Source organism: Lentiprolixibacter sp., assembly GCF_982873095.1.
Genome location: NZ_CEYNTP010000005.1, coordinates 17,613 through 29,544 on the forward strand (window position 1 = coordinate 17,613; position 11,932 = coordinate 29,544).

At 46.8% G+C, this 11,932-nt stretch carries 12 protein-coding genes; 9 read left to right on the plus strand and 3 right to left on the minus strand.

What is annotated here, in order from left to right; genetic code table 11:
• Positions 1–19: 19 nt before the first annotated feature.
• The 7 genes from AC4E7D_RS00820 (at position 20) to AC4E7D_RS00850 (ending at position 7,125) form a co-directional block, all read left to right on the plus strand.
• Complete coding sequence (locus tag AC4E7D_RS00820) at positions 20–1,252, plus strand: 3-phosphoshikimate 1-carboxyvinyltransferase (protein WP_490171900.1); 1,233 nt, start codon at positions 20–22, stop codon at positions 1,250–1,252.
• An 81-nt stretch (positions 1,253–1,333) separates the two neighbouring features.
• Entirely contained in the window at positions 1,334–2,383 is a 1,050-nt protein-coding gene (gene queA, locus AC4E7D_RS00825; RefSeq protein ID WP_490171901.1) for a tRNA preQ1(34) S-adenosylmethionine ribosyltransferase-isomerase QueA, read from the plus strand.
• Between the two features lie 69 nt (positions 2,384–2,452).
• On the plus strand, positions 2,453–3,496 hold the full coding sequence (rlmN, locus tag AC4E7D_RS00830) for a dual-specificity RNA methyltransferase RlmN (RefSeq protein WP_490171902.1): 1,044 nt from the start codon (positions 2,453–2,455) through the stop codon (positions 3,494–3,496).
• A 67-nt stretch (positions 3,497–3,563) separates the two neighbouring features.
• Entirely contained in the window at positions 3,564–4,541 is a 978-nt protein-coding gene (locus tag AC4E7D_RS00835) for a polyprenyl synthetase family protein (RefSeq protein WP_490171903.1), read from the plus strand.
• 115 nt (positions 4,542–4,656) lie between these two features.
• Positions 4,657–5,220 carry an RNA polymerase sigma factor gene (locus tag AC4E7D_RS00840; RefSeq protein WP_490171904.1) on the plus strand — a complete coding sequence of 188 codons (564 nt, stop codon included), beginning with the start codon at positions 4,657–4,659 and terminating at the stop codon, positions 5,218–5,220.
• A complete protein-coding gene (locus tag AC4E7D_RS00845) occupies positions 5,207–5,968 on the plus strand; it encodes a hypothetical protein (RefSeq protein WP_490171905.1) in 762 nt (253 codons plus the stop codon). The genes AC4E7D_RS00840 and AC4E7D_RS00845 overlap by 14 nt, the downstream gene beginning before the upstream one ends.
• Before the next feature lie 83 nt (positions 5,969–6,051).
• Positions 6,052–7,125, plus strand: a complete 1,074-nt coding sequence (locus AC4E7D_RS00850) for a hypothetical protein (protein ID WP_490171906.1) — start codon at positions 6,052–6,054, stop codon at positions 7,123–7,125.
• Between the two features lie 47 nt (positions 7,126–7,172).
• On the opposite strand, the gene AC4E7D_RS00855 is transcribed toward AC4E7D_RS00850, so the two are convergent.
• On the minus strand, positions 7,173–7,427 hold the full coding sequence (locus AC4E7D_RS00855) for a zinc-ribbon domain-containing protein (protein ID WP_490171907.1): 255 nt from the start codon (positions 7,425–7,427) through the stop codon (positions 7,173–7,175).
• 112 nt (positions 7,428–7,539) lie between these two features.
• On the opposite strand from AC4E7D_RS00855, the gene dnaG reads away from it, so the two are divergent.
• Complete coding sequence (gene dnaG, locus AC4E7D_RS00860; RefSeq protein ID WP_490171908.1) at positions 7,540–9,519, plus strand: DNA primase; 1,980 nt, start codon at positions 7,540–7,542, stop codon at positions 9,517–9,519.
• 58 nt (positions 9,520–9,577) lie between these two features.
• Here the strand turns inward: dnaG and AC4E7D_RS00865 are convergent, their stop codons facing one another.
• Both AC4E7D_RS00865 and nadE read right to left on the minus strand, forming a co-directional pair.
• Positions 9,578–10,207 (minus strand): response regulator, encoded by a 630-nt coding sequence (locus AC4E7D_RS00865; protein ID WP_490171909.1) that lies wholly within the window; start codon positions 10,205–10,207, stop codon positions 9,578–9,580.
• A gap of 157 nt (positions 10,208–10,364) precedes the next feature.
• Complete coding sequence (gene nadE / locus AC4E7D_RS00870; RefSeq protein WP_490171910.1) at positions 10,365–11,162, minus strand: NAD(+) synthase; 798 nt, start codon at positions 11,160–11,162, stop codon at positions 10,365–10,367.
• A gap of 72 nt (positions 11,163–11,234) precedes the next feature.
• Between nadE and gldB the strand changes: the two genes are divergently transcribed.
• Positions 11,235–11,932, plus strand: a 698-nt coding sequence (gene gldB / locus AC4E7D_RS00875; RefSeq protein WP_490171911.1) for a gliding motility lipoprotein GldB, incomplete at its 3' end; no start/stop codon positions are given.

Genomic DNA, 11,932 nt, shown 5'->3' on the forward strand with positions numbered 1-11,932 from the left:
TAACAAAAAGTCACAACATTTGAGGCTATCACTTTCAGCACCACCCAATCAGCCGATAACTGGCCATGTTCAGATCACCGGAAGCAAAAGCGAATCCAACCGTCTGTTGCTCCTGCAAGCCCTCTATCCACAAATTTCCATAAGTAATCTATCCAATGCTGATGATGTGGTGGTCATGCAGAAGGGCCTGGAAAAGCAAAAGGGGGAAGTAGATATCCACCATGCCGGTACAGCCATGCGCTTCCTTACCGCCTATTTCGCCAGCAGGGAAGGCGCAGAAGTAAAGCTTACCGGTTCCCATCGCATGAAGGAACGCCCCATCGGTATACTTGTAGATGCACTGAGATCCCTGGGTGCTGACATTCATTACCTTGAAAACGAAGGTTACCCGCCATTGGAGATACGCGGTAGGTCTTTCCCAAGTAACAAGGTGCAGTTGCCAGCAGACATAAGCAGTCAGTACATCTCCGCCCTTCTCCTTATTGCACCTTCTCTGGAAGAGGGACTGGAGGTGGAATTGAAGGGCAAGATCACTTCCCTTCCCTACATCAAGATGACTTTGAGCCTGCTGCAGGAGGTAGGGGTGCGCACTAATTTTTCGGGCCAGACCATCAAAGTGTATCCGGCCAGAGCATTGGAAGCTGCGAAAATCGTAGTAGAGTCGGATTGGAGTTCGGCTTCCTATTATTACAGTATAATTGCCCTTAGTCCGGTTGGTTCCGAGATCTCACTTACGGCTTACCGGCAGAAAAGCCTTCAGGGCGATAGTGTTTTGCAGGAGTTATATGCACCTTTTGGCGTCACCACTTCTTTTGATAAGCACAAAATGACCCTGAGAAAAACCGGGGAACCTGTAATAACCCATTTTGAGCAGGACCTGACCGAGGCCCCGGACCTGGCCCAGACCCTTGCCGTGAGTTGCTTTGGGTTGGGAATTTCCTGTACGCTAACCGGGCTGCATACCTTGAAGATCAAGGAAACAGACCGCCTGGAAGCCTTGAAGGAAGAACTGGGGAAATTAGGGGCTGATATAGCGGTAACTGTGGATTCCCTTTCCCTGCAGGTAAGAACACAGCTGCACTCAGGGGTATCGATAGACACTTATCACGATCACCGCATGGCTATGGCCTTCGCCCCGCTGGCGATGTGCACCTCGCTCATAATCAAAGATGCCGGGGTGGTTACCAAGTCCTACCCGGATTTCTGGTCAGACCTGAAGACCTTATCCTTTGACATTCAAGAGCTAGATTAGTATTTCTGCTGTATTTACTTGACAACCCCCCTCACCGGATCGTATATTTGCACCTTCAAAAAATTGAACTAAAACTACCCTATGAAACTATCTCACTTCAATTTTGAGTTGCCCAAAGATTTGCTTGCTGAATACCCTGCAGAAAACAGGGATGAATCCAAACTTATGGTCATCCACCGGGAAACTGGTAAAATAGAACACAAGATGTTCAAAGACCTGATCGATTATTTCGATGAGGGCGATGTGATGGTCATTAACAACACAAAGGTATTCCCTGCGAGACTTTATGGAAACAAAGAAAAAACAGGGGCCCGGATCGAGGTTTTCCTGCTCAGGGAACTAAATGAAGAGCAACGGCTCTGGGATGTCTTGGTGGATCCCGCAAGGAAGATCAGGATTGGGAATAAGCTGTACTTTGGTGAGGACGAAAGCCTGGTGGCTGAAGTGATTGACAATACTACTTCCAGGGGTAGGACCCTCCGATTTCTCTATGACGGATCCTATACCGATTTCAGGAGGAAACTACGTGAATTGGGGCAGACACCGCTACCCAAGTATATCAAACGGGATGTAGAGCCCGAGGATGAAGACAGATACCAGACCATTTATGCTAAGCATGAAGGCGCTGTAGCTGCACCAACAGCTGGCCTGCACTTTTCTAAGCACCTGCTCAAACGATTGGAAATCAAAGGCATCCACTTTGCGGAATTAACCCTTCATGTGGGACTGGGTACTTTTAACCCGGTAGAAGTGGAAGACCTCTCCAAGCATAAAATGGATAGTGAAGAACTCGTCATCGATGAACGTGCGACAGAAATTGTCAATGATGCAAAGAAAAACAAGAGAAAGGTTTGTGCAGTTGGGACCACGGTAATGCGGGGGCTTGAGAGTGCAGTATCTTCTGAGCGTACCCTCAACACCTTTGAGGGGTGGACGAACAAATTTATTTTCCCGCCTTACGAATTCAGCATTGCCAATGCGATGATCACGAATTTTCACCTGCCTAAATCAACCCTTTTGATGATGGTTTCTGCATTTGTTGGGCACGATCTGATGAAAAGGGCGTATAAGGAAGCCATCCTGGAACAATATCGGTTCTATTCCTACGGGGATGCGATGTTGATATTGTAAGGATTACAATACATAAGGATCCTGCCAGTCTCCTGTGAAGGCCCGGCAGGATTTTTTATATTAAGAGGAATGGAAGTCAAAAAGCGAGACATACGGGCACTGGATAAGCAGGAATTGCGGCAATTCTTCCTGGATAGGGGAGACCAGGCATTTCGGGGCAACCAGGTCTATGAATGGCTATGGCAAAAATCCGTGCACCGCTTTGAAGATATGACCAACATTTCCAAGGCAACCCGTGAACTGCTATCAGAACATTTTGTTATCAACCACATTGCTGTAGATCAGTTGCAACGCAGTTCCGATGGTACCATCAAGAATGCTATTCGCCTGCATGATGATTTGGTGGTGGAGTCTGTATTGATCCCCACAGAAACGCGATCCACAGCCTGTGTTTCCAGCCAGGTAGGGTGCAGCCTGGACTGTAAATTCTGTGCTACCGCACGCCTGAAGCGCATGCGCAACCTGAATCCAGACGAGATTTACGACCAGGTAGTAGCCATAGACCGGCAAAGCCGCCTCTACTATAACCGCCCCCTGAGCAATATCGTGTTCATGGGTATGGGTGAACCCTTGATGAATTACCGGAATGTCCTGAAGGCCATTGAGAAGATCACCTCCCCTGAAGGCCTGGGGATGTCACCAAAACGTATTACGGTTTCTACTTCCGGGGTTCCCAAGATCATTAAGAAAATGGCAGATGAGGGTGTGAAATTCAACCTGGCGGTGTCCCTGCATTCCGCCATTGATGCTACCCGCACAGGGATCATGCCGTTCAATGCCAAGATTCCGCTCGCAGAATTGCGCGGAGCATTGCAGTACTGGTATAGCAAGACAAAGAACAGGATAACTTACGAATATGTGGTTTGGGAAGGTGTAAACGACAAAGCAGAAGACATTCAGGCCCTGATCCGTTTTTGCAGGTTCGCCCCGGCCAAGGTCAACCTTATTGAGTATAACCCCATTGAAGACGGGGCATTTCGTCAGGCAGATCCCAGGGTGATCGATCAATATGTAAAGGCCCTTGAAAAAGCGGGAATTACCGTTACTATCCGGCGATCACGGGGACAGGATATCGATGCAGCCTGCGGACAGCTGGCAAATAAATCGAATTAAATTGGGAGGAACCCTAGGCGTATTTTACCTAATTTTACGCAACTAAAAAATCAGCCCCCCCGTTGAAGTGAAAATCGTAGCCCAAATAAAGGAACCTGTACTAAAGGAAATGGAACTTTTTGAACAAAAGTTCTATGAGTCCATGTCCTCTAAAGTGGCCTTGCTTAACAGGATTACCTATTACATCGTCAACAGAAAAGGCAAACAGATGCGCCCGATGTTTGTTTTTCTTTCCGCCAAATTGGTGAACGATGGGGAAGTTAATGAACGCACCTATCGTGGGGCTTCAGTAATCGAACTCATCCATACGGCCTCCCTGGTACATGATGACGTGGTGGACGACAGTAACAAGCGAAGGGGATTCTTCTCCATCAACGCCTTATGGAAAAACAAAATTGCCGTACTCGTGGGTGACTACCTGCTGTCAAAAGGCATGTTGCTCTCTGTGGAAAGCGGGGATTATGATTTGCTGAAAATAATCTCCATTGCCATCCGTGAGATCAGCGAGGGCGAATTGCTACAAATAGAAAAGGCACGGAGGCTCGATATTACCGAAGAAGTTTACTACGAAATTATCCGACAAAAAACAGCTACCCTTATCGCCGCTTGCTGTTCTCTGGGGGCGGCTTCCGTCAAGCCCGACTCCCCGCATGTAGAAACCTTTCGGGAGTTTGGTGAACTCTGTGGAATGGCCTTCCAGATTAAAGATGACCTCTTTGATTATGGGGAAGAACGCATAGGAAAACCCACCGGGATCGACATCAAGGAGCAGAAGATGACACTTCCGCTGATCTATGCCCTGAACAACTGTGAGAAAAAAGAACGAAAGTGGTTGATTAATTCGGTTAAAAACTACAACAGGGATAAAAAGCGTGTGAAGGAAGTCATCGCCTTTGTTAAGGAAAAGGGAGGCCTCCAGTATGCCGAAACCAAGATGCACGAATTCAAGGACCGGGCCCTTCAAATACTCGCACCCTATCCGCCATCACCCTATAAGGATGCCCTGCACCTTATGGTGGAATACGTAGTGGAACGCAAAAAGTAATTCCCATATCTTTACTTGTCTAGGTGTTGGGTATAGGATGCAAATTTTTTTTTCATCCAGGCAACCTTTCTTTTATTCATCCCGTCTATCCTAATAGAGCACAAATATGAATCCGTTGAAGATCATACCTCTCTATAAGAACGAAAAGCAGCTGATAAGCAAAGCCGCCTCCGGTAACAGCCGGGCACAGCGCTTCATCTACGAGCATTACGCCCCTAAGATGTTAAGTATTTGCCGGCAGTATATCAGGGATGTACAGTTTGCTGAGGATATCATGGTTCAGGGATTTGTCAAGGTTTTTCGGAATCTGGGCAACTTCAGGAACGAGGGAAGTTTTGAGGGATGGATGCGCAGAATAATGGTGCGTGAGGCGATAGATTATCTCCGTAAAAAACAGTTTGTGGTTTTTGACGAGGATTTGATGGATGCGAGACCTCCATCCCAGGTAGATTTGTCCACCTCACTTGAAGTCGAAGAAATTCAGGCGTTGATAGATGCCTTGCCTGAAGGGTACAAAATGGTATTTATTTTATATGCCATAGAAGGTTACAGGCATCAGGAAATCGCAGAACTGTTGCAGATTTCGGAGAACACCTCCAAATCGCAATTATATAAGGCACGGAAGGCATTGCAGGAACAATTGACTGCACAAAACAGGATAGGATATGGCACCCGATAAATTTGAAAAACACATACGAGAGAAAATTAACGAACGCGAGATTGCGCCTTCAGAAGAAGCCTGGAATCGCATAGCGGGGCTCATTCCGCTTGAAGAAAGAAAACGGAGCAGGCCCTTACTGAGGTACAGTATAGCTGCTAGCTTTGCAGGCTTGCTGATCATCTCCCTCTACTTTTTCCAAAGCCGTGATGAAGCCGTAACTCCCCCCGTTCAGGTAGTGGAAACGGAGCAGCAGTTGGAGGAGGAGCCACAGCAAAGGAAACCGTTGCCGGTGGAGACCCAAGAAGAGGAAGAACAGATAGCCTCTCAGCTACCAACTGAACAGGAGGAAGCAAAGGTCAGCGAGTTTGTTCCGCAGACCGGGCGTTCCCTGGCGGTCGTTGCTCCTGAAAAGGCTCCTGCTGAGCAGGATAATGTGCTTTCCGAACAAGAAACTGCAATAGCAGTAGTAGAGAAGCAGGAGGAATTGCTCATTCAGTCCAAGATCACCGAGGTCGTTGCAGAAGTGAGGTTGTTGGAAACCAATAGTGAAGCCCTGACGGAGGCTGAGGTCGACTCCCTGCTACGAAAGGCTCAATCCGAAATCCTCAGGGATCGGATTTTTACCTCCAATAATACTGTGGATGCACTGGCCCTGTTGAATGAAGTGGAGGAAGAACTCGATCAGTCGTTCAGGGACCAGCTTTTTGAACGCCTTAAGGCAGGCTTTATGAAGGTGCGTACGGCTGTCGCAGATCGAAATAACTGATCCTTAATTTTTAATAAGAAATCATCGCCCTGACAGCAGGGCCAGGAGGAGTATATTCATCAATTATCAAAAAACGAATCATTATGAGAACAATTACAACTATCAGTAAGTACACCTTATTCGTCCTATTCCTCTGTTTGGGGCAAATAGGAAATGCACAGGACACCTATCAGGAAAAGGTGGCAAAACTGGAAAAACAAAAAGAACAGATCACCCTTCAGGAAAAGGAGGCGTTAAAGGCAGAGGTGAAAACCATTACCGAAAGACAGGAGCGTGGTGAGATCACCGAAGAGAAAGCACAGGAGCTTAAAGAAGAGGCGGCTAAAAAGAGGGCACTGAATATTGAAGACCGCCTGGCCATCATTAATAACCAGATTGCCCTTTTGGAGCGCAACAAAGGGCAGGTACTTGAGGTGAAGAAGGAGATCTCAATTATCGAGGATGGGGTTGGCCTTACCATCAATGTTGGAGATGAGGCCCTTGAATTGTTCCAAAATACCAGCAAAGTTCCAGTGTATGACCGGCGTACCTACTCTGATTTTGTTTTGGCCATTGGATTCAACAATGCGCTAATTGAAGGACAGTCCCTCAGTGACACCCCCTACAAAGTGGGAGGGAGCCGGTTCTTTGAAATGGGTTGGAACTGGCGTACCCGCGTTTTCAGGAATAGCAATTTTCTGCGTTTGAATTACGGCTTCTCATTCCAGTTCAACGGATTGAAACCAAAGGACAACCAGTATTTTGTAGAGAATGGCGATCAAACCGAATTGGAGGAATTTACATTTGACCTGAACAAGTCCAAGTTGCGAGTGGACAACCTGGTATTCCCTGTGCATTTTGAATTCGGGCCTTCCAAACTGCAGAAGACCGATCAGAAGATACGGTATTCCATAGAGGATCAGTTCCGTTTTGGAATTGGCGGCTATGGAGGATTCAATATTGGGGTACGTCAGAAATTAAAGTACAGGATAGATGGGGCCCGGGTCAAGGATAAGCTCAACCGGAACTACAACGTCAGTAACCTGGTGTATGGACTAAGCGCATATGCCGGGGTGGGAGGTACCCTCCTCTATATCAAATACGACCTGAATCCTCTTTTTGAAGATGCCCTGGTGGAACAGCGGAACATCTCTCTGGGGCTTAGGTTTGATCTGTAAGCCTGCAGCATTACCACTGCCTTTTCCAACTGGAAAGGGCAGTTTTGTTATTTGCGAAGTTTCTCCGAGACCAGCTGCTTCATTTCAGGACTGAATTCCTCTTTGAAAAAGCCTCTTTTACAGTGATTGCATTCGGCTACGAGATTGGTCCCAAGGCGATATACCGGGATCCAGAAGAGGTGCACAAAACTCGGTGTACTGTTTACGGTTAATTTCCCTTTTGTATGGCAATACGGGCAACTTATGCCCTCAAGGGGAATGGTTCTGGTTCTACCTGGCCGTACGCCAAAAAACAATATCATATACCTTTTATTGATTGTATCTCCTAATTTAAACAATCCGGGAATATTGTAGGGGATTCCTTTTGGAAAGCGCGTCTATTTTTTAACTTTAGCCTTCACTCAATTTTTGGTTTTGATTTCGAAATCCACCATAGACCAGGTATATGAAACCGCGAGGGTAGAAGAGGTGATCGGGGACTTTGTACAGCTCAAAAAATCCGGTTCCAACTTCAAAGGCCTTAGTCCGTTTACAGATGAACGGACCCCGAGTTTTATGGTCTCTCCAGTAAAGCAAATCTGGAAGGATTTCAGCAGTGGCAAAGGGGGAAATGTAGTGGCCTTCCTTATGGAACACGAGCACTTCACTTATCCCGAGGCCATCCGTTACCTGGCCAATAAATACCAGATAGAAGTAGAGGAGACCCAGCAGACGGACGAGCAAAAGGAAAAGGCAAATGAACGTGAGAGCATGTACCTGGTTTCGGAATTCGCCCAGGAATTCTTTGCCAAGGCCTTATGGAAAACAGAAGAGGGGAAGGCTATCGGACTCAGTTACTTCAAAGAGCGGGGCTTTACCGAGGAAACCATCAGGAAATTTGGCCTTGGATACAGTCCGGATGAATGGGACGCATTTACCAAGGAAGCGCTGGAAAAGGGGTATCAGTTAAAATACCTGGAAAAGACCGGCCTGACGATTGTCAAGGAGGACACTGCACGACCTGATACGAAACGGACATTTGACCGTTTCAAAGGCAGGGTGATCTTTCCCATTCATTCCATGAGCGGCCGCGTGCTGGGCTTTGGTGGACGGATCCTTGCCAACAACACCAGGGCGGCAAAATACCTGAATTCCCCGGAAAGCGATATCTACCACAAGAGCAAAGTACTCTACGGTATCCATTTTGCAAAACAAGCCATAGCCAGGGAGGACAATTGTTATCTGGTAGAGGGCTACACGGATGTCATACAGATGTACCAACGCGGCATCCATAATGTGGTGGCCTCGAGTGGAACCGCACTGACCCCGGAACAAATACGGCTGATCAACCGGCTTACACAGAATATTACTGTGCTTTTCGATGGGGATCCTGCCGGGCTCAGGGCCTCTCTCCGCGGGATCGACCTGATATTAGAGCAGGGGATGAACGTCAGGGTGTGCCTGTTTCCGGAAGGGGAAGACCCGGATAGTTTCAGCCGGAACAACACTTATGAAGATATCGTCCTCTACCTGGATGCCAATGCAAAGGATTTTATCCAGTTCAAGACCTCCTTACTTGCGGAAGATGCGGCCAGGGACCCCATAAAGCGTGCGGATACCATCCGTGATGTTGTAAACAGTATTGCCAAGATCCCTGACCGGATCAAAAAAGAGGTCTACATACAGGAATGTGCACGGATCATGAACATTTCTGAGGCGGTACTATTTAATACCCTCGCCCAGGTAGACAAAAAAAATTACGGGGAAGTTCAAAAACAGCTCCGGCAACAGCAACAGTCCTTCTCTGTGGTAAAGAACAAGGAGCTTCAGGAGAAGGTTAATGTGCAATACGAATTAGAGAAAAAGATCATCGAGATGTTGCTTCTTTACGGGAACCAGGAACAGGAGTTTGAGGATTTGATCCTGAAGGAAAATGAAGAGGGAGAACTGGTCTTGCAGCCCGAACAGGCGGTGACCAAAGTGTATGAAAAAGTATACCTGGATTTACAGGAGGATGAAATAGAGCTCACCCATGAGGAGTTCCGGAAAATATATTACCGCCTCATGGAAGAACTGAGCAAGGAGGGTCCTTTTTCCCTGAATGCCTTTCTATCCTATCTGGACAAGGACCTCCTGGAGGCCGTTTCTTCAATTTTGATGGATGAAGAGCGTTATGAACTGCATCACTGGGAGAGAAAAGACATTTACCCCAAGGATAAAGAACTGACCATTGCCCAACTCGTGAGTGAAACCATTCTTACGCTGAGGTGTTACCTGATAAAAAAACGGATTGAAGTACTTCAGAAAGATACCGAGTCCCCTTCTGAAGACAACCGGGAAGTGCTGGAAGAGATTATGAATTACCTCCAATTGAACACCTTGCTCAACAAAAAGCTCAATCGGGTGCTTTCCTGAATTGCATAAAAAAACCCGACCTGTTTCAGATCGGGTATAACTCTTGGCGAAGGATACTTTAATATAACTCAAGCGCCTTAGCCTGCTGGAGCAGATCCACCATATTGTCTACGTTCAATTTTTTCATGAGACGTGCCTTGTACGTACTTACTGTCTTCTCATTCAGATTCAGCCCCTGTGCAACTTCCTTATTGCGTTTACCACTGGCCAGCATCTTCAGCACTTCCACTTCACGGGTAGATAGCTTTCTGAAAAATCTTCTGGGTTTCTGAGTGCCTTCATCAAAGGCAAGGCGTTGGGCCAGTTCATTGGTAATGAACATTTTTCCCTCGTTTACTTTCCGGATTGCGGTGAGCATATAATCCAGCTCTGCCGTTTTGGAAAGATAACCGAACGCGCCTGCCCGAATCGTACTCAGTGCATAAACATCTTCTGACTGTCCGCTGAAGATTAGCACTTTGACGTCAGGAAATTCTTGTTTAATCTTTCTGATCGTGGCGATCCCGTTAATTTCGGGAATATCCATTTCCAGAATGATTACGTCGGGGGTAACTTTTTTCAATGACTGGAACAATTCATCGGTTGTTGCCACGTCATCGATAATTTCAAAATCTGATGCAGTGCTAAGTACGTTGCGGATTCCCAGACGTACTATGGGGTGGTTGTCTGCAATTACAACTTTGATCATTATGGGTTGATTTCTAGAATTTAACCTAAAATATCCTCAAGTGAGGTCATCCTTGAAATATAAGGTTATTATTCTAATTAGTTAAACAAAGTTGACCATATTTTGCAGATATGCCCAATTTTTCCCACAATATTCGAGGTAAAAGCCTGATTTCTAGTTAAGAGGTCGTTTTTAACGTCTCAGGAATCTCACAAACGGGTATGGGCACCATTTTATGCCTGTTCATCGAATTATAACGCACATAAATCTCAAACACCTCGCGTTCCCTGCCTGAAAAATCTTCAGCCTTTTTGCCTTGGTCCATCTTTTTCATGGCCCATTCCAGCTCCGGATAGGAAGCCCCGATCTGGTCTTCATCTGTTCGGTTATCTCCCCACAGGCCATCAGTGGGAGCTGCGGTCATAATGGAATCGATAATGCCCAAATAGGCCCCAACTTCATATACCTCGGTTTTAAGCAGGTCGGCAATCGGACTCAGGTCTACCCCACCATCCCCGTATTTGGTATAAAATCCAATGCCAAAATCTTCCACCTTATTTCCTGTACCCGCTACCAGATATTTCTTTAAGGCGGCAAAGTAATACAGGGTGGTCATGCGCAGGCGCGCCCGGGTATTTGCCAGGGACATAAAACGTTCTTCCTCATTTACCACTGGGGGCATGGCTGCTACAAAACTATCGAATATGGGAGTAAGGTTGACAGGTTGTCTGCTGACATTGGGATATTGTTCCTGCAGCCAGTTGATATGGTCATTCGCCCGGTCTACCTGTTTTATCCCCTGATGGATGGGCATTTCAACACACAGGAGATCGAGGCCTGTGCGCGCACAGAGGGTAGAGGTTACCGCAGAATCAATTCCTCCTGAAACACCGATGACAAATCCTTTGATACCTGCATTATCTGCGTAATCCTTTAACCAGTGTACGATATGGTCAACCACTTTTTCCGTTTGCATCTTTCTCTTTATTAATGATGAATCCCTTAAATTTGCGCACGTAAAAATAGCCCCCAGTGGGCGAATTAGAAAATGAAGCGCCAAATTCTTATCAACCTTCTGAGACTTTTGCAGCTAACGCTGCTCCTCCTTGTATTCTGGGCCTGTCAGGAGCAGCCTAAAGTGAGGCCAGAGATTGAGGAGATTCCCGTGGATCTTGAGGTGAAACGCTTTGATCGGGAATTTGCCACCGCTACCGGGACGGACCTGGCCCAGCTAAAATTGAGATATCCTTACCTCTTTCCCGTTCAATATGCGGACAGTATTTGGTTGATGAAAATGCAGGATACCCTGCAACACTCCCTGTACAGCGAAATCGACAACACCTTTGGCGATTTTGTTGAAGAAGAAACCGGCCTGGAGCTACTTTACAAGCATATCCGGTATTACTTCCCCGGGCAGACCCTGCCCGGAGTGGTCACTGTTTCATCGGATGTGGACTACAACAACAGGGTTATCCTTACCGATACCTTATTATTGATTGGGCTTGATAATTATCTAGGGCAGGACCACCGTTTTTATTCCGGAATTGACCGATACATTGCGGCCGACCTGGATAAAAAATACCTGGAATCTGATGTGGCCGGGGCTTTTGCCAAAAAGGTGATACCACCCCCTGCAGACCGCACCTTCCTCGCTCAGATGATCTATTATGGCAAGGAACTGTATTTAAAAGATGTATTACTTCCACTCGCTGAAGATGAGGTACAGATTGGTTATTCCGAGGAGCA